This is a genomic window from Streptomyces sp. NPDC005435, from assembly GCF_040703155.1.
Classification (GTDB): Bacteria; Actinomycetota; Actinomycetes; order Streptomycetales; family Streptomycetaceae; genus Streptomyces.
Genome location: NZ_JBEXEQ010000005.1, coordinates 265858 through 291566, shown reverse-complemented (window position 1 = coordinate 291566; position 25709 = coordinate 265858). Strand labels below are relative to the sequence as shown.

Here is a 25709-nt window from a genome sequence, read left to right as displayed (position 1 = left end):
CCCATGTCCCTCGACTCGTTGAAGTCCCGCGTCCCGGACTACGCCAAGGACCTGAAGCTCAACCTGGGCTCGGTCATCGGCAACTCCGACCTTCCCGCGCAGCAGCTGTGGGGCACCGTGCTGGCGACCGCCATCGCCTCGCGCTCCCCGATCGTCCTGCGCGAGCTGGAGCCGGAGGCGAAGGCGAACCTCAGCCCTGAGGCGTACGACGCGGCCAAGTCCGCGGCCGCCATCATGGCGATGAACAACGTCTTCTACCGCACCCGGCACCTGCTGTCGGACCACGAGTACGGCACCCTGCGCGCCGGCCTGCGGATGAACGTCATCGGCAACCCCGGCGTCGACAAGGTCGACTTCGAGCTGTGGTCCTTCGCGGTGTCCGCGATCAACGGCTGCGGGATGTGCCTGGACTCGCACGAGCAGGTGCTGCGCAAGGCCGGTGTCGAGCGCGACGTGATCCAGGAGGCGTTCAAGATCGCCTCCGTGGTCCAGGCGGTCGGCGTCACGCTGGACGCGGAAGCCGTTCTGGCCGAGTAATCGGCTCTGTCGGCCGCCGGGGCCTCGCTCACTCCTTGTGGGCGAGGCCCTCGGTGTTTTCCTGGGCGTCCCCGGGGGCTTCGTCCCCGGACCCCCCGTCGGCCTGAACGGCCTCGTCCTCAAGCGCCGGACGGGCTGGAAAATCCACAGGCAAGCCGGACGGTTGCTCCCCCATCGAGTACTGCCGCAGATACCCCACCACCGTGTTCGTCACCGCCACCAGCGGCACCGCCACCACCGCCCCGCCGATGCCCGCCACCATGCCGCCCGCCGCCACGGTGAGCACCACCGCGAGCGGGTGGACGCGTACCGCGCGGCCGAGGATGAACGGCTGGAGGATGTGGCCCTCGATCTGCTGGACGGCGAGCACGACCACCAGCGTCATGACGGCGGTGAAGACGCCCTGGGTCACCAGCGCGACGACCACCGCGAGCGCCCCGGAGGCGACCGCGCCGACCAGGGGGATGAAGGAGAACAGGAAGATGAAGACGGCCAGCGGCACGGCCATCGGCACGTTGAGGAAGTAGATGCCGAGGCCGATGAAGATGGCGTCGATGAGGGCGACCAGGACCGTGCCCCGGACGTAGGCGGTCAGGGTGCTCCAGGCGCGCGGACCGGCACCGGCGACACCCGGGCGGGCGGCGGCGGGGACGAGCTTCAGGAACCACTGCCAGATGCGCCTGCCGTCGTAGAGCAGGAACAGCGTCGAGAAGAAGACCAGCAGGATGCCGGTCAGGGCCTCGACCACGACCTGGACTCCTTCGAGCCCGGCGGACGTTATCTGGTCGGTGTTGGCCCCGATGGCCTCGCGCAGGCTCTTGGCGATTTGGTTGATCTGCTTGTCCGTCACATGGAACGGGCTCTTCAGCAGCCAGTTGCGCAGGTCGTCGATGCCGTTCTGGATCTGGTCGGAGAGCGTGTCGATGTTCTCCATGACCTGCCACGTCACGAACCAGCCCATCAGGCCGATGATGACGAACCCCGATATGGCGCTGAGCGCGGTGGCCGGGCCCCGGGGCAGGCCGTAGCGCATCAGCCGGGCGACCGTCGGCTGGAGCAGGGCGGTGACCAGCAGCGCGATGACGAAGGCGAACACCACCAGCTGGACCGCGCTGATGACCCGCATGAGCACCCAGACGGTGCCCGCGAGGACCAGCAGCCGCCAGCCCGCCTCGGCGGCGACCCGTACGCCCCAGGGGACGGCCTGCGCGGGGTCCGGGCGGCGGTCGGCGCCCGCCTGATGGGGCACCACGGCCTTGACGGGGTCCACGGGTTCGGCGGGCGGTCCGGCCGGCGGGGCGTGTTCCTTCTCCACCTCGGCGCGGAGCTCGTCAAGACGCTCGCTCATCTCGGTCAGACCGGCACCCAGCCGGCCGAGCCACCCTGGCATTCGCGACATCATCCGTCCCTCTTCCCCGCGTCCCGGGGGCGCTGCGAGCCGTCCGGGTACGACCGTACAACGCGAAAGCCCCTCCCCCTAGGACGGGGAGGGGCTGTGCGGGGTTGAGCCGGGTGGCGGCCTAGTACCAGCTGTTGGCCTGCCAGAACGACCAGGCCTGGCAGGGGCTGCCGTACCGGCTGTTCATGTAGTTCAGGCCCCACTTGATCTGGGTGGCCGGGTTGGTCTGCCAGTCGGCGCCGACCGAGGACATCTTGGAGCCGGGCAGGGCCTGGAAGAGTCCGTAGGCGCCGGAGGAGGCGTTGACCGCGCGGTAGTTCCAGCTCGACTCGTGGTTCACGATGTTGCTGAAGCACTGGAACTGGTCGCCCGCGACCATCTGACGGGCCATCGCCTGGATCTGCGCGACGGTGTAGCTGCTCTGCGGGGCGAAGCTGGAGGCGTCGCGGACGTCGTCGCGGCTGGCCTCGGCGGCGGCCTTGGTCTCGGCGCGCTCCTTGGCCAGCTTGGCCGCCTTCTCGGCGGCCTCCTTCTTCGCGATCGCCGTCTCGGCGGCGGCCTTGCGGGCCGCGGCCTCGGCGTCCTTCTTGGCGCTCGCGTCGGCCGCGATGGCCTGGGCATCGGCCTGCTGCGTCAGGGACGCGGTCTGCACCTCGGCCTGCTGACCCGCGGGGATGTCCGCGAGAAGCGTGGCGTCCGCTGCAGTCGCCTCGGGGTCGTTGGGCTGCGCGACGCTGCCCGAGGCAACTCCGACGACGCTGCCTACGGCGGTGACCGCGGTGGCGGAGGCCACTGCGAATCCCCGGACCGAAATCCGGCTCACACGGTTTCCTTCCAGCATCGCCCGCTTCGGTGACCCTGGCGGACGCAATCGTGCCCTTGGCGCTGGCCTCCCAACTGAGGGTCACGGGAGACACGGGCCCGATGGACAACTCCCTTGAGGGGAGCGCCGCGTGGTGCTCGGGCGGCATACGACGGAAGTATGGAGTTGGAATCGTGCTCCCGGTGGTGCCGCACCCTCCCTGCCAGGGGCGAGGGCGGTACCCGGGGGTACAGGTGTGTCGTATGCGGGGCCTGACAGGAATGAGACTCTGCCGTAACCGGACGGCGGGTGGCAATTCAGAGTTGCGTGTGAAAGCTCACACCTCGTTTGGCCCAGGGGATTTCAGGAAACGCCCGCGCATGAAGACGCCGCCCGGCTAAGCTCTTCGGCTTCGCCGGGCGGCGTCCTGGGGTTCCGAGCAGGCGTCAGATGTGGCCGTCCTCCAGCATTTCGGTCACAAGCGCCGCGATCTGGGACCTTTCCGAACGGTTCAGGGTGACATGCGCGAACAGCGGATGCCCCTTGAGTTTCTCCACGACGGCCACCACACCGTCGTACCGCCCGACACGCAGGTTGTCGCGCTGGGCCACGTCATGGGTGAGGACCACCCGCGAGTTGGCGCCGATGCGGGACAGCACCGTCAGCAGGACGTTCCGCTCCAGGGACTGGGCCTCGTCCACGATCACGAACGCGTCGTGCAGGGAGCGGCCGCGGATGTGGGTGAGCGGCAGGACCTCCAGCATCCCGCGCGCGGTGACCTCCTCGATGACCTCGCGGCTGGTGACCGCCGAGAGCGTGTCGAAGACGGCCTGGGCCCAGGGGCCCATCTTCTCCGCCTCGCTGCCCGGCAGATAGCCCAGCTCCTGCCCGCCGACCGCGTACAGCGGCCGGAAGACCATCACCTTCTGGTGCTGCCGGCGCTCCAGGACCGCCTCCAGGCCCGCGCACAGCGCCAGCGCCGACTTGCCGGTGCCCGCGCGGCCGCCCATGGAGAGGATGCCGATGTCCGGGTCGAGCAGCAGGTCGAGCGCGATGCGCTGCTCGGCGCTGCGGCCCTTGATGCCGAACGCCTCGCGGTCGCCGCGCACCAGCCGGACGTTGCCCTCCGGGGTGACCCGGCCGAGCGCCTTGCCGCGCTCGGACTGGATGGTCAGACCGGTGTGCACGGGGAGGTCGGCGGCCTCCGGGACGTACACATGGCCCTCCTCGAAGAGGACGTCCACCTGGTCGCCGGGGAGCGTCAGCTCCGACATCCCGGTCCAGCCGGAGGCGTCCGTGATCGCCAGTTCCGCGCGGTACTCCTCGGCCAGCAGGCCGACCGAGGACGCCTTGATGCGCAGCGGCAGGTCCTTCGACACCACGGTGACGTCGAATCCCTCGGCCTGGAGGTTCCGGGCCACCGCGAGGATGCGGGAGTCGTTGTCCCCCAGGCGATAGCCGGTGGGCAGCACGCTGGGGTCCGAGTGGTTGAGCTCGACACGGACGGTCCCGCCCAGTTCGCCGGTCGGGATCGGGGCGTCGAGGCGGCCGTGCCGGACCCGGTAGTCGTCCAGCAGGCGCAGGGCCTGGCGGGCGAAGTAGCCGAGCTCGGGATGGTGCCGCTTGGCCTCCAGTTCCGTGACCACCACGATGGGGAGCACGACCTCGTGTTCCTCGAAGCGGGTCAGGGCGTTGGGATCGGCCAGCAGGACGCTGGTGTCGAGAACATAGGTGCGCCGGTCGGGCTTGCGGCGCTTTGTGCTGGTCACCACGGAAGGACGTACCCCCTCGGATGAGGTCGGGGAGCGACGAAGAGGAGCTGGACCGGTTTCCGGCCCCCGCGTGCGGCGGGCCGGACACCGGCCCTCCGCGGCTGCTTCCGCGCGGGGACCGCACGGTCGGGCTGGTGCAAAGGGCCTCCCGGGCGGACGGCCCCGAGCCGCCCGCTGAGATACGACACCCGTGGTTCGGGCGTCGACCTGCCTTCGTTATGCCCGGCAACCCCCGCCACCATGCCGAACCCCCCTCTGGCACGCCGGTGAACTCGGTGTTACATCCGGGTGGAGGGGGGTATACGGGGCGATCGTCTCGTCGGCGGGGTCCGTCAGCCGCCGAAGCGGCGGTGGCGGGCGGCGTAGTCGCGCAGGGCCCGCAGGAAGTCGACCTTGCGGAAGGCCGGCCAGAAGACGTCGCAGAAGTAGTACTCGGAGTGGGCGGTCTGCCACAGCATGAAGCCGGACAGGCGCTGCTCGCCGCTGGTGCGGATGACCAGGTCGGGGTCGGGCTGGGCGCCGGTGTAGAGGTGGCGGCCGATCATGTCGATGTCGACGGACTCGGCCAGCTCCTCCATGGAGACGCCCTTGTCCTGGGCGTCGAGGAGCATGGAGCGCACGGCGTCGGCGATCTCCTGGCGGCCGCCGTAGCCGATGGCGACGTTGACCACTATCCCGTCGACCTCGCGCGTCGTCTCCTCGGCCTCCTTGAGGGTGCGCTGCATCCCGGCCGGCAGCAGGTCGAGGGTGCCGACGTGGTGCACGCGCCAGCGGCCGTCGGCGGCGAGGGTGCGTACGACGTCCTCGATGATGCCGAGCAGCGGGCCCAGCTCGTCCTGGGGGCGGTCGAAGTTGTCCGTGGACAGCAGCCACAGGGTGACGACGCCGACGTCGGTCTCGGAGCACCAGCCGAGGAATTCCTCGATCTTCTCGGCCCCGGCCCGGTGCCCGTGGACGGTGCTGGAGCCCGCCGCCTTCGCCCAGCGACGGTTGCCGTCCATGATGACGCCGATGTGCTTGGGCACCTGAGCGTGGTCCAGGTGACCTTCCACCCGGCGCGCGTAGAGCCTGACGAGCAGGCCGCGCAGCTTGTCGCGCAGGTTCACGTGTGAGCCCCTCCAAAACGGCCGCGGTTGCGGTCCCCGCGGAGGCCGAGCCTACCCCCGCCCATGGTGCGCCGGTGGCCGGGGGTTTCGGTGCCGGAGCCGTCCCCGAAGAAAAACGGGCCGGTCCGTGGGGGGGAGACGGACCGGCCCGAGGGGGGGTTTCCACCATAACCCTTCGTGAGGGATGGTGCGTGCATCAGCGCGCCACAACTACTCTGCGGAGTCACCCGATAGCGGCCTGGTGGGCATGGAATGCTTGATTCAGTAGCCTCGGATGGCTGATTCACGACGGAATCACAGGAGAAGCGGCCCGATAGACAACGAACAACAGGGTTTGAGCCGTCTCGGTGACCGCGTGGCGAGTTGTCCCGGGTCCCCCCTGGGAGCGACCCCTTCAGCGAACGGCGGACTTGACGATTCCGCTCCGGGACAGGGGGACTTCAGGGGGCCGCGGGGTCCGGCGGGCACCCGTGTCCGGGGTTCTGGTTTTGCTGCCGCGAACGGGGGGTGGCGGGCGGTGGGACGGCCGGCGCCCCGGCGCGGATAACGATGTGGTCACCGCCGGGCCGGCTCCCCCGGTTTCCGGGCGTCGAAGAGGTGCCGGGTGCTGTGGGCGACGAACGGTCCCTCCTCGGTGATCCGCTCGTGCAGCGCGCGCAGCCTCGGCTCGTACGCCTCGACGGTGAACCCCGGGACCATCCAGACGACCTTGCGCAGGAAGTGGACGACGGCGCCGATGTCGTGGAACTCCATCCGCAGCCGCTCGGCGCGCAGGCCGGCGATCTCGAGCCCGGCCGCCTCGGCCCCGGCCCGCTCCCGCCCGGGGTCGCGGCCGGTGCGGACCTCCTCCGGCTGGGGTCCGAGGAAGTACTCGACCAGCTCGAAGGCGCTCGCCGGTCCGACGTGCTGCGCGAAGTACGTACCGCCCGGGCGCAGCACCCGCGCGATCTCCGCCCAGTCGGGGGACACCGGGTGGCGGCTGAGGACCAGGTCGAAGGTGCCGTCGGCGTACGGCAGCGGGGCGCCGTCCGGCACCTCGGTCACGACGACGCCGCGCGGGCGGAGCAGTGCGGTGGCCCTGGCCGCGTTCGGCCGCCGGCCCTCGGTGGCGGCGATCAGCGCGGGGCGGGCCGGCGCTGCCACGCCCAGCGCGAAGTCCAGCACCTCGCCGCCACCGGTCTGCACGTCCAGCGCGGCCTCGGCACGGGCGAGGCGGTCGCCTGCGGAGCGGGCGTATCCCCAGGAGGGGCGTTCCTCGGTCGCGCGGCCCTCGAACCAGGAGAAGTCCCAGCCGTCGGTGGGGGCGGTGGCGGCTTCGGTGACGAGGGTGTGGAAGTCGGTGGGGGCGGGCCGGGCTTGGTCGGTGGCGGGCCGGGCGGGGGCGGGGGCGGGGGCGGTCATGGGGGCCATGGTGGCAGCGGGCTCCCGGGGTCGTCGTCTCCTTTTTCCGTGACCGGGATTCCGTCATTCCGTGCTTCGTGGGTGGGTACGGTCACGGCGGAGGTGGTGCGGGGATGGGGCGGCGGTGGCGGGACGGGGCGGGGACGCTGACGGTGCACGGGGCGGGGGGTGCGGTGGAGGTTCCGCTGGAGATCGCGGCGTCCTACCGGGCGCGGACCCGGGGGCTGCTCGGGCGCGACGCGGTGGACGGCGCGATGCTGCTGACGCCGGCCGGGAGCGTGCACACCTTCCGGATGCGGTTTCCCATCGACGTGGCGTACCTCGACCGGCGCCTCACCGTGATCGCGGTGCGCACGATGGTGCCGGGGCGCCTGGGGCTGCCCCGGCCGCGCTCCCGGCATGTCCTGGAGGCGGCGGCGGGGGCGATGGCGGGGTGGGGAGTGGGGGCGGGCGTACGGGTGTCGGTGTCGGGGGCCTCTACTGGCCGGTCTGACCGCTCTGACCGGTCTCGCCGGTGCGGGGGAAGCTGACCTCGACCCGGCGGTTCTTCTTCCGGCCCGCCTCCGTGGAGTTGTCGGCGATGGGGTACTGCTCGCCGTAGCCGCGTACCTCGAACGTCACGTCCGGGTCGTTGAGGTCCTGGTCGAGGACGGCCTGTACGGCGTTGGCGCGGCGCTTGGACAGGACGTCGCCGTGTGCGGACGAGCCGAGGTCGTCGGTGAAGCCGAACACCCTGATCCGTGTCGCGTTCTGCTTCTTGATCTCCTCGGCGATGGTCGCGATACGTGCCTTCGCGTCCGACCCCAGCTTGGCGCTGTCCTTCCCGAACAGCACCTCCGCCTGCAGCGCGAACGTCACATCCGCGTTCGTGTCCTCCCGCCGCTCGTCCCCACTCTGATCCTCCACCACCGACTTGATGTCCAACACCTTCGGCTCCGCCAGCGTTCCCCCCTCCGGGAGCTTCAGATCCGGGTCCGTGGGGTCGACTTTGACGGGGGCGCTGGCTGTGGGCTCCGTCCCCGGGGGCTTACCGGGGGTGGTGTCGTCGGCCTGGGCGGGGGTGTCGAGGAGGAGGGTGGCGGCGAGAAGGGCGAGGGGGAGCGCGAGGCGGGGGATGGTGGTCATGGGGGGCCTCATCAGGAGAGCTTGATGGGGACGCTGGAGAACGTGGGCAGTTGGAGGGTCAGCTCCTCCGTGCCGGAGGGCGGCGACGGGAACTGCATGAAGACGGGGATGCTCTGACCCGACTGGATCGTCGTCAGGCCGGTGGTCGTCAAGGGGCGCCCCTCCGTGTCGCGCAACACGTAGTAGCGCTTCTTGCCCTGTGGGTCCACGAGCGTGGCGCCGCCCAGCGATGTGCCGTGCTGCACGATCTCGGTCTCGTCGCCGCGCAACGCGGACGGGATCACGAGAGACTGGCTGCCGTCGTTCTTGAAGTTCCCGTTCAGGGTGACGAAACCACCCGAGTCCCGCTCAACGGACGTGATTTGAAGAAGGAGGCCGTCCTGGCCCCTGAGTTCGGCCAGCGGCTCCTGCGACTCGCCTTCCTGGGGAGTGGGCCGGGAGGCGCCGCCCTTGGGAGCGGAAGCCCGGGAGTCAGGCTTCTTCTCGTCTCCGCCACCCCCGCAGGAAGCCGCGCCGAGGACCAGACCGGCCGCAACGGCCAGCGCGGCGATCCCCCTCCCCGCCCTGGCACTGAACCCACCGTTCATCGCACCGCTTCCTTCGTTCCTAGTCGTCTCGTTCGTCAGTCGGCCAAGTGGACGTCGAAGAGGTCTTCGGGCTTGGGAAGGCTTTCCTCGTCATCCGGTTTCAGGTCCCAGTCCTTCCCCCCGCAGGTGAGGCGCGGCAGCGCGTCACCTTCTCCGGGGAGTCGGTACGTGCATCGGAAATCGATCACGGCGGTGGCGGAAGCCGTCGCCTTGAGGTTTTCCGTTCCGGGCACGATGGAGTCGCCGACCGTCTTGTTGGTCGTGACCTCGACCGTGTAGCGCAAGGGCGGCCAGTCGCAGCTCTCGACGCGTGCGTCGTTCCGAGCGGCCAGGTCGGCCGCGGGCCCGCACGGGTTGTCGACCTCCACGTCGCCGGAGAAGATCTTCGGCCATTGGGTGGGGTCGAGCAGGTCGTCCGCCCATGCACCCGCCAGCTGGTCACGTACGTCCTGCGCGGCTGCCAAGGCTGCGGCGTCCGCGGCCGTCTGGGCGCCGGACCGGTTCACCGCGGCCTGGCCGACGGCGAGGTACGCGAGCGCAAGAAAAAGCAGGCCCGCCACCACCGTGATGTAGATGGGAAAGGCCTGCCCGGAATCGCCGTTTCGGAAAGGAAGCCTCACACGATTTTGTTGATCTGCGCCAGGATCTTGTCGAGGATCGCGGAACCGATGCTGGTGCCCGTCACCGCCAGCACGATCGCCACCACCACCGCGATGATCCCCAGATACTCCACCGCGGTCTGGCCCTTGTCGTTCGCGTGGCGCTGTAGCGCGGTCACCAGTTTCAGGATCGGATCGCTCATGACGCTTCCCTCCGGCTCGGGCTCCGATCCGTTCACCGTAGGGCGGGAGGGGTGGGAGGGCCGAGGGTCCAGGGGCCCAGGAGGGGGCCCAGTCGGTGGGGTGGGGGGGCATTTCAGTTCACCCCCAGCCAGAGGGCGGTGGCGCGGCCACGGGTGGTGGTGTGGAGTTTGGCGAAGATGTGGTTGATGTGGTTCTTGACCGTCTTCTCGGTGATGAAGCAGGCGGCGGCGATCTGCCGATTGGTCAGGCCGGACGCGACGAGGTCCATGATCTCCGCCTCTCGGGTACTCAGTTGAAAGCGCGACCGGAAAGACTGTCCCACAGGGGATTGCAGACGCGAAAGGCTTTTGCCGGACAACTCCCCTACGGGAGAGAGTTTTTGCGAGGGGGCATGTGCATTCGCATCGCCTCCCAGATGGGACAGCAACGCCCGCGCCGCCCCCGGCGTCACATGCGGCCGCCCCTCACTGACGTCCCGTACGGCCCGTACCAACTGCTCCGCCGAGAACTCCCCGTGCACCAGATACCCCCCCGCCCCCAGCCGCATCGCTTCCCGCACGGTCTCCGCCTCGTGGCTGTAGGTCAGCATCATGACGGGGGCGACCCGCACCAGGTGCGGCAACGCGGGGATTCCGCCGACGCCGGGCATGCGGACGTCGAGGAGGACCACGTCGGGCCGGTGCCGCAGCGCGGCCTCGTACGCCTCGCGCCCGTCCGCCGCCTCCGCGACGACCGTGGTGTCGGGCCGGCCGGAGAGCAGCGCGGTGAGGCCCGCGCGGATGACGGGGTTGTCGTCGGCGATCAGCAGCCGGAGGCAGGCGGGCGGGGCGGGGGCCGGGAAGTCCTCCCGCGACGGGGTCCGTGGGCACATCAGTCGGTCCTCTCCGTCGGAGGCGGCAGGGGTACGTCCACCCGTACCTCCGTGCCGCCGCCCGCACCCGGGGCCACCACGGCACGGCCCCCCGCCGACTCCGCCCGTTCGGTCATGCCGAGGAGGCCGAAGTGGCCGGTGCCGCGCAGCCGTTCGAGGGTGGTGCCGGCGGGCAGGCCCCGGCCGTCGTCGCGGACGGTCAGCCGGAGCCGGCCGTCGTGCACGGCGGCCGTCACCTCGGCGCGGCTCGCGCGGGCGTGGCGGTGGACGTTGTCCAGGGCCTCGGTGGCGATGGCGAGAAGGGTGCGGGTGAGGGGCGGGGGCAGGGGTGGGAGGGGGGCGGGGGCACGGCAGGTGACGGGCAGCGTGGTGCGGGTGGTGAACTTGCTTGCCAACCGGTCGAGTTCCGCCGTCAGGTCCGGCGGCGGCGCCGTCTCCTCGCGCAGGTCCGTCAGCAGCGCCCGCGACTCCGCCGCCGCCCTGCGGGCCGAGCGGGACACCAGGGACGCCTGGTCGCGCAGGAGGGCCGGGTCGGGGGCGGGGCCGGCGGCGGTGGCCGCGAGGGCGTCGGCGGCGAGGGCGACTCCGTACAGGGTCTTGGTCAGGGAGTCGTGCATCTCGCGGGCGAGGCGGGCGCGTTCGGCGTGGACGGCCTCGGTGGCCGCGAGCCGGGCGCGTACGGCGGTGAGGGCCTGGGTGGCGGTGCCGTAGCGGAGCATCAGGTTGCGCAGGGTGGAGCCCATCGCGCCGGTGACGACGCACAGGCCGGGCAGCAGCAGCGACTCGGCCGGGCCGGTGTGCTCGCCCCCCTTCAGCGTGGCGTGGACCAGGAGGAGGATCAGGGACTGGAGGGACGCGAAGCAGGCGGCGCCGCGCCAGCCGTAGAGCAGTCCGGCCAGCAGCGGGGTGCAGCCGCTGACGTAGGCGAGGGTGGTGTCCGGGCCCGCCGAGACGAGCAGCAGCGAGCCGAAGAGGGTGTCGGCGGCGAGCAGCGCGGGGTGCCGCAGAAGGAGGGGGCCGAAGCGCTCCCAGTCGCGGAAGAGGACGTACGACCCCATGAACGTCACGACGACCGCCGCCCCCACCAGCCGGGCGCCGAGCCCGGGCGCGGCGTTGAGCAGCGCGGCCGGCGCGGCCAGCACGATCATGGCGAGCCGGAACCCGAAGACCTGCCGGCAGAGCGCCTGAAGAGCCCGGACCTGGAGCCGCTCGGGGGGCTCGGGCAGGAGGCGCGCCGCGCTCTCCCCTCGCGCCGCGTTCTCCCCCGACGCGATGTCCTCCCCCGGCACCGGAACCGCCCCCGCCACCCCCTCACCGCCCCCGCTCGCCACCCCCCTCACTTCCCCGCCAGCGACCCGAAGTCCACGCCCGAGCCGAGGATCAGCCCCGCTCCCAGCAGCAGCATCGTCGCCGGGACCATGAACGTGGTGATCATGAGCGTCGCCTTGGGGACCGCGCGGGCGGCCTTGCGGCGGGCGTTCTGGGCGTCGGTACGGCGCATGTCCTTGGCCAGGGAGACCAGCGTGTCGACGATGGGGGCGCCGAGTTCCTCGCCCTGCTGGAGGGCGGTGACGAACATGGCGACCTGTTCGGAGTCGTTGCGGCGGCGCAGTTCGGCGAAGGCCTGGCGGCGGGTCATGCCGAGGTCCATCTGCCGGAGCGTGATGCGCAGTTCGTCGGCCCAGGGGCCCTCGTAGCGGGTGGAGACGCGGTCGAGGGCCTGGCGGAAGCCGAGGCCGGCGCTGACGACGACGGCGAGGACGTCGAGGAAGTCGGGCAGGGTGCGTTCGATGACGTCCCTGCGGACGCGCATCGCGGACCAGAGCCCGACCTCGGTCCACAGCGCGCCGAAGGCGAGCAGCAGCAGGGCGACGAACCACTGGCCGCGCAGCAGGAAGACCAGGAAGCCGGTGGCGCCGAGCGCGCCGTAGACCGCGCGGCGGGCGGCGTAGCGGTCGATGGTGAGGCCGCCGGGGTTGCCCGCGAGGTCGATGCGGCGCCGGTAGCGGGCGACCAGGCGGGGGCCCATCACGCGCAGCACGAAGGGCGCGTACCGCATCCCCATGCGGTCGATGACGGAGTCCACCGCGCCGGTGCGGGTGGCGCCGATCTCCAGGGCGAGGGCGAGGTCGCCGGGCAGCTTGGCATCGGCGCGGTACATCCGGACGCCGGTGAAGGCGCCCCAGACACCGAGGGCGGCGACGAGTGCGAGGAGGAGTGCCATGCGGTCGCTCACCCCCTCACACGTCGATCCGGCTCATCCGGCGGATGAGGAGGAAGCCGAGGGCGTACAGAGCGAAGGCGATGATCACGCAGGCCTGGCCGACGGGTGAGCCGGTCATGCGTTCCAGGGCGCCGTCCTTGACGCCGTTCATCAGGAAGAGGGCGCCGATGCCGAGGGCGGGTACGGCGTACGAGGTCATGGTCACCTGGGAGAGCTGGGTACGGATCTCGCGCCGGGTCTCCTTGCGCTCCTCCAGCGTCTCGGTGAGGTTGCGCAGCGCGGAGACCACCTGGCCGCCCGCACGGTTGGCGAGGACCAGCGTGGTGACGAGGACGACGAGTTCGCGCGAGGGGAGCCGGTCGGCGAGTTCGCCGAGCGCGTCGTCCATGGACTGCCCGATGGCCAACTGGTCCGATACGCGCGCCAGTTCCTCGCCCGCCGGGGCCTCCAGCTCCTCCGCCGCCATGCCGATGGCGGTGCGCAGGGCCAGTCCGGCCTGGGTGGCGTTGGCCAGGATGCGGGCCAGTTCGGGGAGTTGGCCGATGAACCGCTCGATGCGCTTCTGCCGCTGCCAGTTGAGGAACTGGATCGCGGCCCAGATGCCGAGGAGTCCGGCGATGGGGCCGAAGAAGGGTGCGAGGGTGGCCTCGCCGATGATCCACAGCCCGGCGACCACGGCGAGCAGGTAGACGAGGAACTCGCCCGGGGTGATGTCCAACCCGGTGGCGGCGAGCCGTAGTTCGAGTCTGCGGCCGGGTCCGGTACGGCGCAGCCGGCGGTCCAGGCCGCGGAAGTGCCGCCTGCGGCCGCCGGACGTGAGCTGCCCGGTGTGCGTGAGCCGGTCGACGAGGGCGGCGCGCCGGGCCCGCCCGGCGGCGTAGCTCTGCACGCCGAGGACGGCCAGGACGCAGGTCAACAGCGTGATGCCGGTGGTGAGCCGGACGAGCGTGGGGAGATCCATGGGGCCTACCTGGCTTCTCGGGTGGCGAGCTGGGCGTCGGTGCGGGCGACGCCGAACGCCTGCGGGACGGGCTGGCTCGCCATGTGGAGGCGGTCGGCGGTGCGGCGGGGCAGCGGGAAGTACTGGAAGGCGCCGGGCACCCGGCCGTCGGTGGTCAGGGGACGGGCGTCGAAGCGGGCGACGGTGGCCAGGCGGTACGGCTCGCCGCCGTGGCTGTCGAGGAGGGCGATCTCGGTGATGCGGCGGGCGCCGTCCGCGAACCGGGTGAGCTGGACGAGCACGTCCACCGCGCTGTTGATCTGGTCGTGCAGCGCGGCGAAGGGCACCTCCACGTCCGACATGGAGGCGAGGGTCTGCAGCCGGGTGAGCGCGTCCTCGGCGCTGTTGGCGTGCACGGTGGCCAGCGAGCCGTCGTGGCCGGTGGACATGGCCTGGAGCATGTCCAGGGACTCGCCGCCGCGCACCTCGCCGACCACGATCCGGTCGGGCCGCATCCGCAGCGAGTTGCGCACCAGGTCGCGGATGGTGATCTGCCCGCTGCCCTCGACGTTGGGCGGCCGGGACTCCAGGCGCACCACATGGGTCTGCTGGAGCTGGAGTTCGGCGGAGTCCTCGATGGTGATGATCCGCTCGTGCGCCGGGATCATCCCGGACAGGGCGTTGAGCAGGGTGGTCTTCCCGGTGCCGGTGGCACCCGAGACGATGATGTTGAACTTGGCCTGCACGAGCCCCGCGAGCAGGTACACCATCTGCTCGTCCAGCGAGCCGAAGCCGATCAGCTCCTGGAGCGTGAAGGAGCGCGGGAAGCGGCGGATGGTGAGGACGGGCCCGGTCAGCGACAGCGGCGGGATGATGACGTTGACACGCTCGCCGGACGGCAGCCGGGCGTCGACCATCGGATTCGACTCGTCCACCCGGCGGTTGACGGTGGAGACGATCCGCTCGATGGTCTGCATCAGCTGGTCGGCGGAGGCGAAGCGCAGCGGGAGACGTTCGACGCGGCCGCCGCGTTCGACGAAGACCGCGTCGGGGCCGTTGACCATGATCTCGGTGACCGAGGCGTCCTCCAGGAGCGGTTCGAGGATGCCGAGGCCGAGTGCCTCGTCCACCACCCGGCGGATCAGCTGGGCGCGTTCGACCGTGGACAGGACCGGGCCCTCGCGGCTGATGATGTGCCCGAGGACCCGCTCCAGGCGTGCCCGGCGCTCGGCGGGGGCCAGCGCGCTCATCTCGGCGAGGTCGATCTCCTCCAGGAGCTTGGCGCGGTAGGAGGCGACGAGGTGGCCGTCCTCGCCCCGGCTGCCCTGCTCCTCGGGGGAGTTGATGCGTGCCCGCAGACTCATGGGTCGGCTGCTCCTCGCTCCTGGTCAGTGGTCGAGCGGCATGGTGGCGGTCTTGTGGGCGGCGCCGAAGCTCCATCCGGGCACGAGCCGGGGTATGTCCACGGAGGCCGTGACGGTGACCGAGTCGTCCCCGGCCGCGCTCGCGCAGCTCACCGTCAGGCCTCCGCTGACCGCGCCCGCGCACGCGGCCTGGGCGTCCTGCCGCAGGGAGGCGGCGCGGGCCCCGGCGCGGGCGGCGGTGGAGGCCTGCTCGGCGGCGTAGGCGACGGCGCCGATCTGGAGTCCGGCGATGCCGACGATCAGCAGGACGGGGAGGAACCCCAGGTACTCGATGGCGACTTGGCCCCGGTCGCGGGCCCGGTCCCGCGTCCGCCGGCGCACCCCGTCCCGCCTCCGCTCACGTCCGTACCGCATCTCAGTGCTTCACCTCCTCCACGGCACCGGCGTGGCCGTGCACCGTGACCGGGAAGTCGATGGAGCCGGGGAAGAGGACGGGCACCTTGAGGGAGACGTCGGCCGTGACGAACCCGGAGCCGCCGCACGTCACCGTCGCGCCCCCTCTCCAGTCCCCCGACAGGTGCTCAAGGGCGGCCGTGCGGCAGGCGGCCTCGCGCGCGCCGCCGGGCGCCGCCGCCGTGCCCGCCCGTACGCCCTCGTCGGCAGCATTCCCCGCGAGCGTGAAGGCGTACCCCGTGAGCACGCACTGCCACATGAGCACCAGGGTCAGCACGATCAGCGGAGTCATCCCCACGAGCTCGACGGCGACCTGCCCCCGGTCCCCGCCCGCCCTCGGCGGCCCGTCCCCGGCCACGGTCCTCATCGCGGCCTCACTCCTTCCGCCGCCGGAAGCCGGCCGCGCCCCGGTCGCCGCGCTGCCGCTCGCCGCGCTGCCGGCCGCCCCGGTGGGCGGGGCCCTCCGGGGGCCTGGCGAGGCCGAGTTCACCGGCGAGGCTCCACAGGGCCTGCTTGACGGTGCTGCGGTGGTCGAGTTCGTGCAGCCGCCCGGAGTCCACGACGCCCTGGAGTTCCTTGAAGGCGGCGGGCACGGTCGTACGGGCCAGGGCGGTGCCGGTGATGCGCTGGACGAGCGCGGGCTGGATCTCGGTGGACCGGCTGAACCGGTTGATCACCACGGTGGTCTCCTCGGCCTTGCGGATCTGGAGCCGGTCCCACATGCGCACGGTCCGCTTGGCGGCGCGTACGGCGATCACGTCCGGGGTGGCGACCAGGAGCGCGGTGTCGGCGCCCTCCACGGCGGCCGCGGTGGCGCCGGTCAGCTGGGCGCCGCAGTCGAGGACGACGACCTCGTAGCGCGAGCGCAGCGCGGCGACGGTGTGCCGTACGGCCCGGTCGGTGACCTCCTCGCCGCGCTCGCCCTCGCCGGGCGCGAGGAGCAGGGCGAGCCCGGAGTCGTGCCGGAAGACGGCGTCGGCGAGGACGCGCGGCGAGATGTCGCTGATCGCGGCGAGGTCGACGACCGAGCGGCGGAACTGCACATCGAGGTAGGAGGCGATGTCGCCGGTCTGGAGGTCGAGGTCGACGAGCGCGGTGCTGCGGCCCGACGCCTGGGCGGCGAGGGCGAGTTGGATGGCGACCAGGCTCGCGCCGACCCCGCCCTTGGCCCCGCTGACGGTGACGACGGTGCCGCCGGGGCCCTCGACGGCGCCGTGCCCGAGGTGGCGCCGTACCCCGGTGGACCACTGGGCCACCGCCTGGACGCGGTGGGCGAGTTCCTCGTACGACAGCGGCAGCGCGACCAGGCCGCGGGCGCCGGCGTCCATGGCGGCGGCGAACAGGGCGGGTCCGGCGTCGGTGGTGACGAGGATGACGCCGACGGCCGGGAAGCGCAGGGCGATGTCGCGGATCAGCTCCAACGCCGGTACGGGACCGATGCGTTCATGGACGACGACGACCTCGGGCAGTTCGTCCACCGACTCCGCGGCGAGCCGGGCCAGGGTGTCGGCCAGCTGGGTGGAGTCACCGGCCGGCGGCAGCGGTTCGGCGTCGGGGAGCTGGCTGAGCAGGGTGGTGAGCGTGCGGACGGCGTCCGGGTCGGCGCCGGCCGGGAGAATCCTGGTGGGCATCCGGGCGGCCTCTCACTTGTCCGTCGCGAGTTCGTAGGTGCGGTCCCGGTCGGGTACGGCGGGGTCGCCGCCGGGGGCCACCAGGGCGAGCCGGACCCGCTTGGCGAAGGACTCGGCGTAGGTGACGCGCTGGGCGTCCAGGGTGGAGAGCGCGAAGGTGATCGGGACGGCGTCGGTGGGCTGGTTCTTGTCGTCGTCCGGGTCCAGGGCCTTGATCTCGCCGACGTCGATGACGCGCGCGTCCGTGACGATGATCTTCGACTGGTCGGGGTCGCCCTCCTTCCGCCCCTCGAAGGTGGCGTAGACGTTGACCCGGGCCCCGGCCGTGATCTTGCCCGCGACACCGGTCGCCGCGTCGATCATGATCGCGACCTCCTGCTGCCCGGGGCGCAGCGCGGGCCGGTCCACGATCATGTCGCTCTGCAGCAGCGAGCCGGGGCGCAGCGTGGTCACCGCGATCTTGCCGCGCAGCTGCGCGAGATCGGTCACCGCGTTGTCCGACAGCCACCGTTTCGGCATCCGGATCTTCTCGAACTGCCCCGCGTTCAGCGCGGTGTACGGCGGCACCGCCGACCGCACCCGGTACGCGGTCACCTCGGGGCCGACCTTGGACTGCACGTCGTGGACGACGGAGAGCACGCCGGCGAACGCGCCGAGCGCGCACAGAACCGACAGGATCAGGAGTATCACGCCGCGGCGCTGACGGGAGTTCATGAACCGTGCAACCTCATTGGGGGAATCGGTCGTGCGGGATATGAGCGCGGGGGCCGGGCGGCCGGTCAGGCGGGGGCGCGTCGTTCCAGGGCGCGGGGTTCGGGCGGGTGGTGGGCCGGCGGGGTGGCGGAGCAGAAGACGCAGAGGTCGCCGATGACGTCGACGCCGCACCAGTGGCAGACGGACTGCCGTACCGAGGTGACGAGTTGGTAGAGGACGGAGAGGTCGGCCAGATGGGCGCAGAACTCGATCAGGCGCTCGGTGCCCCACCAGTCGGCGGACTCGGCGGGCAGCGGGACCTCGCGCATCCCTTGGGTGCCCCAGGAGTTGATGAGCGAGGCGGTCCAGTCGGACTGGAGCCGGCCCTTGGCCAGGAGCAGCCAGGTGCCGAACTCCGGGCCCTTGAGGGCGGCGCCGGGGACGGCCTTGACGAGCTGCGGCTCGGGGTGGGCGGCGACGGCGAACTGGGTGCCGGGCAGCCAGGACTTGGCGTGTGCCTTGAGGTCCACCGGTACGCGGTCCAGCCGGGCGACCGAGCCGAGGACGGCGCCGGCGTGGACGTAGTGGGTGAGCAGGCGGCCTGCGGAGGCGAGCACGCCGGGGCTCAGGTCACAGGAGGCGAGCTGGCGTAACTGCCGGGCCAGGACGGCGACTCCGAGGGGTGGCAGCTCGGGCCGGAACAGGGCGACGCGGTCGCTCTCCAGCAGGGCGCGCAGGGTGTACAGACGGCGCAGCACCGGTTGCGGGGTGGCCTGCGAGCAGACGACGACCAGATGGCCGAACTGCTCGATGAGGGACTGGAGTTCCGGCAGGGTCTGGTCCAGCGGGCGCCGGTCGAGATCGCGCAGCACCACGGCGGGCATGGTCCGTTCGTCCTGCGCCGGCAGCGCCAGGTCGGCGCTGGTCACGGCAATGGCAGTTGGCACGCGCAGCTCCCCGCTCTTCGCATCACCCGCCCCACGGGTGATCACTCCCCTGGGCCGGGACGACTTCATTGCGTGACTACCTGAGCACTGTATCCACGGCTCGATCACGGGAGAACAGCGTTTGGGTACCTCGTGGGGAACTTGCCAGGCGCAAGTCGCACCAAACCGGGACGTGTTGATCAGGAGTTCGAAGTACCCCCGTTACGCGGCGACTTGACAGCCGGATTGGTCTGGACCAACTTGTACTCCTGGGGTGGATGTTCTTTCCCGCCCCCTCTCTTCTCCGAGAACTCCCCCACTGGAGGCTCCACTTGGACCTCGTATCCGTCATGCCCGGACGCGGCGGACGCGTCCGGGCCCGTACCTGGTCGGCGGCGGCCACGCTCGCCCTCGCGGTCGCGGGCATCTCCGCCGCCCCGGCCAGCGCGGCCGACGTCAACAACGCGAAGAACGCCGGGTTCGAATCCGGTCTGAGCGGCTGGACCTGCTCGGCGGGCAGCGGCACGACCGTCTCCTCCCCGGTGCACGGCGGCTCCGCCGCCCTCAGGGCGACCCCGGCCGGGCAGGACAACGCCCAGTGCACGCAGTCGGTCGCCGTGAAGCCGAACTCCACGTACTCGCTGAGCGGTTGGGTGCAGGGCGGCTACGCCTACCTCGGCGTCACCGGCACCGGCACCACCGACGTGTCGACCTGGACCCCGGACTCCCCGTCCTGGAAGCAGCTCACGACCAGCTTCACCACGGGCCCCTCCACCACGTCCGTGACGCTGTACACCCACGGCTGGTACGGCCAGGCGGCCTACTACGCCGACGACATCCAGGTCTACGGCCCCGACGGGGGCGGTGGCGGCGGCGACAACCCGACCGTCCCGGCCGCGCCGGGCGGGCTCGCCGTCTCCGGTACGACCTCGTCCTCGGTCTCGCTGGCCTGGAACACGGTGTCCGGCGCGAGCGGCTACAACGTCTACCGGGACGGCGCGAAGGTGGCGTCGGCGAGCGGGACCTCGGCCACGGTGTCCGGCCTGTCCGCCTCGACCTCGTACTCCTTCCAGGTCACGGCGGTGAACGCGGCCGGTGAGTCGGTGAAGTCGCAGGCGGTCACGGCGACCACGGCGTCCACCGGTGGCGGGGGCGGCGGCGGGGGCGGCACGCTGCCCAAGCACGCCGTGACCGGCTACTGGCAGAACTTCAACAACGGCGCGCAGGTCCAGAAGCTCTCCGACGTGCCGTCGTCCTACGACATCGTCGCGGTCGCCTTCGCGGACGCCACCTCCACGCCGGGCGCGGTCACCTTCAACCTGGACTCCGCGGGCCTGAACGGCTACACGGTCGACCAGTTCAAGGCCGACATCAGGGCCAAGCAGGCGGCCGGCAAGAAGGTGATCGTCTCCGTCGGCGGCGAGACCGGCACGGTGTCCGTCAACGACGCGACCTCGGCGGCGAACTTCGCCAACTCGGTCTACTCCCTGATGCAGACCTACGGCTTCGACGGCGTCGACATCGACCTGGAGAACGGCCTCAACCCGACGTACATGACGCAGGCGCTGCGCTCCCTGTCGTCGAAGGCGGGCTCCTCGCTGATCATCACGATGGCCCCGCAGACGATCGACATGCAGTCGACGTCGGGCTCCTACTTCCAGACGGCCCTGAACGTCAAGGACATCCTCACGGTCGTCAACATGCAGTACTACAACAGCGGTTCCATGCTGGGCTGCGACGGCAAGGTCTACAGCCAGGGCTCGGTGGACTTCCTCACCGCCCTCGCCTGCATCCAGCTGGAGGGCGGCCTCTCCCCCGCCCAGGTCGGCCTCGGCCTCCCCGCCTCCACCCGCGCGGCCGGCAGCGGCTACGTCTCCCCCACGGTGGTCAACAACGCCCTCGACTGCCTCACCCAGGGCACGTCCTGCGGCTCGTTCAAGCCCTCCCGCACCTACCCGGCCCTGCGCGGCGCGATGACCTGGTCGACCAACTGGGACGCGACGTCGGGCAACGCCTGGTCCGGCCCGGTGGGCACCCACGTCCACGCCCTGCCGTAACCCCGCCCGACCCCGCACACGAGGGTGCCCCGGACCGCCACCGGTCCGGGGCACCGTCATGTGGCCCGGGGGTGAGGAGATACCCGTTCGGGTCACTGGCCGACGTGGCCGCCATACGGGTCTACGCCGTCATGGAGTTCGGGCGGCTGCGGCCGCTGGGGGACGTACTCCCGCAGGGCGAGCCGCTCCGCCACGAGCTGTCGGAGTGGCCGGCCGTGGTCCCCGGGCTGCCGTGAAGGCCCCGGGCGGGGTCTTCACGGCAGAGCTCACGGAGTGATCAGGCTTCCTCGAAGTACGCGTCCAGTACCGCGTCCAGTTCCGTTTCCCACTGTGCGAAGTCGGAGCGGGACTTCGCCTCGATCTCGATGGGGTACCAGCGCTGGTCGGGGGTGTGGACGGTGATCGTGAAGCGCTTGCCGAAGCGGGGGGACTCCGTTTCGACGGCGGCGATCTCCGCCCAGGTGAACTCGCAGTTCTCCTCGTCGAGGGTGAGATGGACGCCGGTGCGGTCCGCCAGTATGCGGGCGCGGCGGTCGGAGGCTTCGAAGGCCGGGCCGTCCACGGCGTCGGTCCCCTCCGGCTCGTCCCGCGCGTCCGCTTCCGGCTCGTCCGGCGCGTCCGCCTCGGCGCCGGCCTTCGCCGGGGGCTCCGCCTCGGTGCCGGCCTTCGCCGCGGGCTCGGCGTCGGCGTCGGTCTCGGTGTCGGCGGCGGCCTTCGCCGGCCGTTCCTCCTCCGGCACCGGCCCGTCCGCCTCGGCCTCCGCGACCGGGCCGTCCGCCTCCGGCTTCGGCTCCGGCTTCGCCGGTGGCGTCAGGCCGGGGATGAAGGCCGGGTCGAATCCGGCGCCCGTGAGGGGCTCGCCCTTCACGGGCTTGCTGCTCGATCCTATGCGCTGGTCCACGGCGGCAGTATGGACGACTTACCTGTGCCGGAACCACCCGACGCTCCTTTCCCACCGGTAAGTCCCCAACGCACCCGTCAGACGAACACGCTCACCACCGCCGCCACCGCGAACCCGGCGACCGACAGCACCGATTCGAGGACGGTCCACGTCTTCAGGGTGTCCCGCTCGCTGATGCCGAAGTACTTGGCCACCATCCAGAAGCCGCCGTCGTTGACGTGCGAGGCGAAGATCGAGCCCGCCGAGATCGCCATGATGACCAGCGCGGCGAAGGCGGCCGAGTGGTGGCCCTCCGCCAGCAGCGGCGCCACGATGCCCGCCGTCGTCACGATCGCCACCGTCGCCGAGCCCTGTGCGACCCGCAGCACCAGCGAGATCAGATACGCCAGCACGATCACCGGAAGCCCCACGCCGTGGAACGTGTCCGACAGCGCCTGCGCGACCCCGCTCGCCTTCAGCACGGCGCCGAAGATCCCGCCCGCGCCGACCACGAGCAGGATGTTGCCGACCGGCTTGAGGGAGGCGGTGGAGACGTTCTCCAGGGACTTGCGGGACCAGCCGCGCCGGATGCCGAGCAGGTAGTACGCGAGCAGCAGCGCGAGGGTGAGGGCCACGAAGGGGTGGCCGAAGAACTCGATGACCGAGCGGCCGGTGGAGGGGTCCAGCGCGACCGAGGAGAAGGTCGCGGCGAGGATCAGCACCAGCGGGGTGCCGATGATGCCGAGCACCACGCCCAACGGGACGGGCTTCTCCTGGGGTTCGGGGGCGGCGACCAGTACCTCACCGTCCGGGACCGGCGCCTCGGCGGCGGGCGCCCCCCGCTGTCCCACGACCGCCACCCGCTCCGCCGCGACCGTCCGCCGCGCCTCCTCCGCCGCCTCGACCATGTCCTGCGGCACGGGGACGAAGATCCGCCGCCCGACCCACGCGGAGTACGCCCACGCGGCCAGCACCGCCGGTATGCCGCACACGATGCCCATGAGGACCACCCAGCCGAGCTGCACGTGCAGCAGGCCCGCCGCGGCCACCGGGCCGGGGTGCGGGGGCAGGAAGGCGTGGGTCATGGAGAGGCCCGCGAGCAGGGGGAGGCAGTAGAGCAGGATCGACTTGCCGCCGCGCTTGGCGGCCGCGTAGACCAGCGGGGCCAGCACGAAGATGCCGACGTCGAAGAAGACCGGGATGCCGAAGATCAGGCCGGTGAGGCCCATGGCGAGCGGCGCCCGGCGTTCGCCGAACAGCCGCAGCAGCCGGGCCGCCAGCACCTCCGCGCCTCCGCTGACTTCGAGGATCGCGCCGAGCATGGTGCCGAGGCCGATGATGATCGCGACGTGGCCGAGGATGCCGCCCATGCCGGACTCCAGCGTGGAGACGGCGTCGGAGCGCTGGACGGTGCCGAAGAGTTCGGTGACCGAGAGGCCGGACAGCAGGCCGACGGTGATGGAGACCGCGAGCAGGGCGACGAAGGGCTGGAGTCGCACCTTGATGATCAGGAAGAGCAGCAGGGCGATGCCGATCCCGGCGACCGTCAGGAGGCCGGGCGTGCCGTCGAGGAGGAGGAGCAGTCCGCCGGTGTGGGGTGGTGCCGCGGGGGCCGGCGCGGCGGCGAGGGAGAGGGACATGAGAGGGGGTCCTCTGCGTGAGTACCGTACGTGCATCGGGCTTTCGGGCAGGGTGGAGCGCGGCACGGCACCCCGAGGGGGATGCCGTGCCGTGTACCTGGTGCGGGTGGTGCGGGTGGTGCGAACTCGGCCGCGTACGGCCAGGACGCGAACTCAGCCGAGTACGGCCAGCGCGTCGATCTCGATGAGGAGCCCCGCCGGAAGCCCGACGTAGACCGTCGTACGGGCGGCGGGGGGCTGGGTGAGCCCCTGCTCCTCGAAGTAGGTGTTGTAGATGCCGTTCATCTCGGCGAAGTGGTCCACGTCCGTCAGATAGACGCGGATCATCATCACGTCGTCCCAGCCCGCGCCGCCCTCTTCGAGGATCGCCTTGACGTTGGCGAGGGTCTGGAGGGTCTGCTCGCGCAGGGTGGGTCCGGCGGGGGTGGGCGCCTTGCCCTCCTCGGCCGGGAGGAAGCCGACCTGGCCCGCGACCTGGAGGATGTTGCCCTTCTTCACCCCGTGGGAGAACTTCGCGGGCGGGGTCGTGTGGGTCTTCGGGGTGAGCGCGATCTTGTCCGTCATGGGGTGGGGTCCTTCACTGGGGTTCTTCCGGAGTACTCGCCGCTGATCGCGTCCGCGGTACGGCGCACCTGCGGGAGCAGGGCGAGGAGTTCGTCGGCGGTGACGACGACGTTCGGCGCGGAGACCGACATCGCGGCGACCACCCGTCCGTCGGCGCCGCGGATCGGGGCCGCGACGCAGTTGATGGACTCCTCGTGGCCGCCGAGGTCGGTGGCCCAGCCCTGTTCGCGCACCTTCTCCAACTCGCGCAGGAAAGCGGCCGGGTTGGGGGTGGAACGGGCCGTGTAGAGGGGGTAGTCGAGCCGTTCCGCGAGGGCGCGGCGCTCGGGTTCGGGCAGGTCGGCGAGGAGGAGTTTCGCGACGGCGGCGACGGTGAGGGCGACGGGCTTGCCGACGCGCGAGTACATCCGCACCGGATAGCGGCTGTCCACCTTGTCGATGTACAGCACCTCGTTCTCCTCGTGGACGGCGAGGTGCACGGTGTGCCCGCAGGCCTCGTTGAGGCGTACGAGGTGGGGGTGGGCGATCTCGCGGACGTCGAGGCTCTCCATCGCCTCCTGGGCGAGGGCGAAGAGGCGGGCGCCGAGCCGGTAGCGCTGGTCGGACTGGCGGTAGACCAGGCCGTGTTCGTGCAGGGTGCGCAGCAGGCGCAGCGCGGTGGACTTGTGGACGCCGAGCCGGCCGGCGACCTGGCCGAGGTCGGCGGGGCCCTCCGCGAGCAGCGGAAGGATGCTCAGGGCGCGGTCGACGGTCTGGCTCATGGGGTGCTCGTCTCCTCGGTGACCTGGCCGGTTCCGGTCCAGCCGGGGCCGAGACGCAGTCTCTCCCATGCCCGGTCGTCGAGGGCGGCCAGCCGGTCGGCGTGGTCGCGGGCGGGCGGGGCGGCGAGGTCGCCGGGGGCGGTGAGGGCGGCGGCGGCCATGAGGTGGCCGTGCCGCAGCCGGTCGCGTACGGGGAGGCCGCGCAGGGTGGCGGAGAGGAAGCCGGCGGCGAAGGCGTCGCCGGCGCCGACGGTCGCGACCACGTCGACGGTGAGGGCGGGGACGTGCGCGGTGCGCTCACCGGCGTCGGTGCGCTCGTACACCGTGGCGCCGTGCGGCCCCTCCTTGACGACCAACACGCCTGGTCCGGGCAGCAGGTGCCGTACGGCGTCGGCGCCGCCCCGCGCGCCCCAGGCGTCCTCCGCCTCGTCCGCGCCCACGAACACGATGTCCGCCCCCCGCGCCAGCTCCAGCAGCACCGAGGCGTCGGAGGCGTTCCGCCACAGCGCGGGCCGGAAGTTCACGTCGAAGGAGACCAGCGGCCGTCCCGGCCGGCGCGAGGTGAGCGCGCGCATCAGGTCCAGGCAGCCGTCCGACAGCGCGGCCGTGATCCCGGACAGGTGCAGCACGCGCCCCGCGTCCACCGCCGCGAGGTCCACGGTGTCGAGGGACATCGCGGAGGCGGCCGATCCGGCCCGGTAGTAGGCGACTTCGTGGGCGTCGGTGGCGCGGTCGGCGGCGGTGCGGAAGTAGACGCCGGTGGGCCGGTCGGGGTCCACGCGTACGGCGCTGGTGTCGACGCCGTGGGAGGCGATCCGCTCCACCAGGTGCGTGCCGAAGCCGTCGGCGCCGACGCGGCCGACCCAGCGGGCGGAGTGCCCGGCGGCGGCGAGGGCGCAGACGACGTTGGACTCGGCGCCGCCGATGCCCCGTTCGAAGGCGGGCACGTCGGCGAGGCGGCCGGGACGGGTGGGCAGGAAGGCGACCATGGACTCGCCGAGGGCGACGACGTCCACGGCGTCGTGGTCGGCGCTCGGCTGTCCGTCGGCGGTCACGATGGTCCTGGCTCCTGTCCGTGGGCCCGGAGGTCCGGGGGCCTGGGTCCCGGGCTTCGGGGTTCCAGGGTCCGGGGTTCCAGGGGTCCGGGGTGACGACTTCGTTGACCCCGTGTTG

The 25709-nt window shown here is 71.7% G+C and carries 28 protein-coding genes; 4 read left to right on the top strand and 24 right to left on the bottom strand.

The features are described from left to right. Window positions 1-3: 3 nt before the first annotated feature. Window positions 4-537: an alkyl hydroperoxide reductase gene (locus AB0898_RS09145; protein WP_366802196.1), complete on the top strand. Its 534-nt coding sequence runs from the start codon at window positions 4-6 to the stop codon at window positions 535-537. A gap of 28 nt (window positions 538-565) precedes the next feature. Here the strand turns inward: AB0898_RS09145 and AB0898_RS09140 are convergent, their stop codons facing one another. From AB0898_RS09140 to AB0898_RS09120, 5 genes are all read right to left on the bottom strand, one after another. Continuing rightward, window positions 566-1927: an AI-2E family transporter gene (locus tag AB0898_RS09140; protein WP_407078305.1), complete on the bottom strand. Its 1362-nt coding sequence runs from the start codon at window positions 1925-1927 to the stop codon at window positions 566-568. A 130-nt stretch (window positions 1928-2057) separates the two neighbouring features. Next, window positions 2058-2777: a transglycosylase SLT domain-containing protein gene (locus tag AB0898_RS09135; protein ID WP_366802194.1), complete on the bottom strand. Its 720-nt coding sequence runs from the start codon at window positions 2775-2777 to the stop codon at window positions 2058-2060. A 407-nt stretch (window positions 2778-3184) separates the two neighbouring features. After that, window positions 3185-4510, bottom strand: coding sequence for a PhoH family protein (locus tag AB0898_RS09130; RefSeq protein ID WP_366802193.1), 1326 nt, complete (start codon window positions 4508-4510; stop codon window positions 3185-3187). A 332-nt stretch (window positions 4511-4842) separates the two neighbouring features. Then, window positions 4843-5616 (bottom strand): isoprenyl transferase, encoded by a 774-nt coding sequence (locus tag AB0898_RS09125; RefSeq protein WP_366802192.1) that lies wholly within the window; start codon window positions 5614-5616, stop codon window positions 4843-4845. Between the two features lie 555 nt (window positions 5617-6171). Next, window positions 6172-7026, bottom strand: a complete 855-nt coding sequence (locus AB0898_RS09120; RefSeq protein ID WP_366802191.1) for a methyltransferase domain-containing protein — start codon at window positions 7024-7026, stop codon at window positions 6172-6174. Between the two features lie 104 nt (window positions 7027-7130). Between AB0898_RS09120 and AB0898_RS09115 the strand changes: the two genes are divergently transcribed. Beyond that, window positions 7131-7547, top strand: coding sequence for a DUF192 domain-containing protein (locus AB0898_RS09115; protein ID WP_366802190.1), 417 nt, complete (start codon window positions 7131-7133; stop codon window positions 7545-7547). On the opposite strand, the gene AB0898_RS09110 is transcribed toward AB0898_RS09115, so the two are convergent. The 14 genes from AB0898_RS09110 to AB0898_RS09045 form a co-directional block, all read right to left on the bottom strand. Further along, the gene (locus tag AB0898_RS09110; protein ID WP_366802189.1) at window positions 7495-8142 is read right to left on the bottom strand and encodes an OmpA family protein; all 648 of its coding nucleotides are present in this window, start codon (window positions 8140-8142) and stop codon (window positions 7495-7497) included. The two genes, AB0898_RS09115 and AB0898_RS09110, sit on opposite strands and share 53 nt — an antisense overlap. An 11-nt stretch (window positions 8143-8153) precedes the next feature. Then, window positions 8154-8729, bottom strand: coding sequence for a hypothetical protein (locus AB0898_RS09105; RefSeq protein WP_366802188.1), 576 nt, complete (start codon window positions 8727-8729; stop codon window positions 8154-8156). Between the two features lie 35 nt (window positions 8730-8764). After that, the gene (locus AB0898_RS09100; RefSeq protein WP_366802187.1) at window positions 8765-9349 is read right to left on the bottom strand and encodes a pilus assembly protein TadG-related protein; all 585 of its coding nucleotides are present in this window, start codon (window positions 9347-9349) and stop codon (window positions 8765-8767) included. Next, on the bottom strand, window positions 9346-9531 hold the full coding sequence (locus tag AB0898_RS09095) for a hypothetical protein (protein ID WP_366802186.1): 186 nt from the start codon (window positions 9529-9531) through the stop codon (window positions 9346-9348). The genes AB0898_RS09100 and AB0898_RS09095 overlap by 4 nt, the downstream gene beginning before the upstream one ends. Before the next feature lie 113 nt (window positions 9532-9644). After that, a complete protein-coding gene (locus tag AB0898_RS09090) occupies window positions 9645-10403 on the bottom strand; it encodes a response regulator transcription factor (protein ID WP_366802185.1) in 759 nt (252 codons plus the stop codon). Then, window positions 10403-11551 carry a sensor histidine kinase gene (locus AB0898_RS09085; protein WP_407078311.1) on the bottom strand — a complete coding sequence of 383 codons (1149 nt, stop codon included), beginning with the start codon at window positions 11549-11551 and terminating at the stop codon, window positions 10403-10405. Before AB0898_RS09085 ends, AB0898_RS09090 begins: the two co-directional genes overlap by 1 nt. Window positions 11552-11739: 188 nt before the next feature. Then, the gene (locus AB0898_RS09080; protein ID WP_366802184.1) at window positions 11740-12627 is read right to left on the bottom strand and encodes a DUF5936 domain-containing protein; all 888 of its coding nucleotides are present in this window, start codon (window positions 12625-12627) and stop codon (window positions 11740-11742) included. A 16-nt stretch (window positions 12628-12643) separates the two neighbouring features. Then, entirely contained in the window at window positions 12644-13588 is a 945-nt protein-coding gene (locus AB0898_RS09075) for a type II secretion system F family protein (protein ID WP_366802183.1), read from the bottom strand. 5 nt (window positions 13589-13593) lie between these two features. Continuing rightward, window positions 13594-14931 carry a CpaF family protein gene (locus tag AB0898_RS09070; RefSeq protein WP_366802182.1) on the bottom strand — a complete coding sequence of 446 codons (1338 nt, stop codon included), beginning with the start codon at window positions 14929-14931 and terminating at the stop codon, window positions 13594-13596. Between the two features lie 24 nt (window positions 14932-14955). Further along, window positions 14956-15345: a TadE/TadG family type IV pilus assembly protein gene (locus AB0898_RS09065; protein WP_366802181.1), complete on the bottom strand. Its 390-nt coding sequence runs from the start codon at window positions 15343-15345 to the stop codon at window positions 14956-14958. A 1-nt stretch (window position 15346) separates the two neighbouring features. Further along, window positions 15347-15751, bottom strand: a complete 405-nt coding sequence (locus AB0898_RS09060) for a TadE family protein (RefSeq protein WP_366802180.1) — start codon at window positions 15749-15751, stop codon at window positions 15347-15349. Between the two features lie 7 nt (window positions 15752-15758). After that, window positions 15759-17015 carry a P-loop NTPase gene (locus AB0898_RS09055; protein ID WP_366802179.1) on the bottom strand — a complete coding sequence of 419 codons (1257 nt, stop codon included), beginning with the start codon at window positions 17013-17015 and terminating at the stop codon, window positions 15759-15761. Window positions 17016-17027: 12 nt separating this feature from the next. Further along, window positions 17028-17729: a Flp pilus assembly protein CpaB gene (cpaB, locus tag AB0898_RS09050; RefSeq protein WP_366802178.1), complete on the bottom strand. Its 702-nt coding sequence runs from the start codon at window positions 17727-17729 to the stop codon at window positions 17028-17030. Between the two features lie 65 nt (window positions 17730-17794). Beyond that, window positions 17795-18724: a hypothetical protein gene (locus tag AB0898_RS09045; RefSeq protein ID WP_366802177.1), complete on the bottom strand. Its 930-nt coding sequence runs from the start codon at window positions 18722-18724 to the stop codon at window positions 17795-17797. A gap of 260 nt (window positions 18725-18984) precedes the next feature. Between AB0898_RS09045 and AB0898_RS09040 the strand changes: the two genes are divergently transcribed. Next, complete coding sequence (locus AB0898_RS09040) at window positions 18985-20691, top strand: glycoside hydrolase family 18 protein (RefSeq protein WP_366802216.1); 1707 nt, start codon at window positions 18985-18987, stop codon at window positions 20689-20691. 104 nt (window positions 20692-20795) lie between these two features. Beyond that, the gene (locus AB0898_RS09035; protein ID WP_366802176.1) at window positions 20796-20927 is read left to right on the top strand and encodes a hypothetical protein; all 132 of its coding nucleotides are present in this window, start codon (window positions 20796-20798) and stop codon (window positions 20925-20927) included. Between the two features lie 41 nt (window positions 20928-20968). Here AB0898_RS09035 and AB0898_RS09030 read toward each other — a convergent pair whose 3' ends face one another. From AB0898_RS09030 to AB0898_RS09010, 5 genes are all read right to left on the bottom strand, one after another. Next, window positions 20969-21592, bottom strand: coding sequence for a hypothetical protein (locus tag AB0898_RS09030; RefSeq protein ID WP_366802175.1), 624 nt, complete (start codon window positions 21590-21592; stop codon window positions 20969-20971). A 77-nt stretch (window positions 21593-21669) separates the two neighbouring features. Further along, window positions 21670-23211 carry an SLC13 family permease gene (locus AB0898_RS09025; protein WP_366802174.1) on the bottom strand — a complete coding sequence of 514 codons (1542 nt, stop codon included), beginning with the start codon at window positions 23209-23211 and terminating at the stop codon, window positions 21670-21672. A gap of 153 nt (window positions 23212-23364) precedes the next feature. Next, on the bottom strand, window positions 23365-23775 hold the full coding sequence (locus AB0898_RS09020; RefSeq protein ID WP_366802173.1) for a RidA family protein: 411 nt from the start codon (window positions 23773-23775) through the stop codon (window positions 23365-23367). Then, window positions 23772-24536, bottom strand: coding sequence for an IclR family transcriptional regulator (locus AB0898_RS09015; RefSeq protein ID WP_366802172.1), 765 nt, complete (start codon window positions 24534-24536; stop codon window positions 23772-23774). The genes AB0898_RS09020 and AB0898_RS09015 overlap by 4 nt, the downstream gene beginning before the upstream one ends. Then, complete coding sequence (locus AB0898_RS09010; protein WP_366802171.1) at window positions 24533-25591, bottom strand: sugar kinase; 1059 nt, start codon at window positions 25589-25591, stop codon at window positions 24533-24535. Before AB0898_RS09010 ends, AB0898_RS09015 begins: the two co-directional genes overlap by 4 nt. Between the last annotated feature and the right edge of the window lie 118 nt (window positions 25592-25709).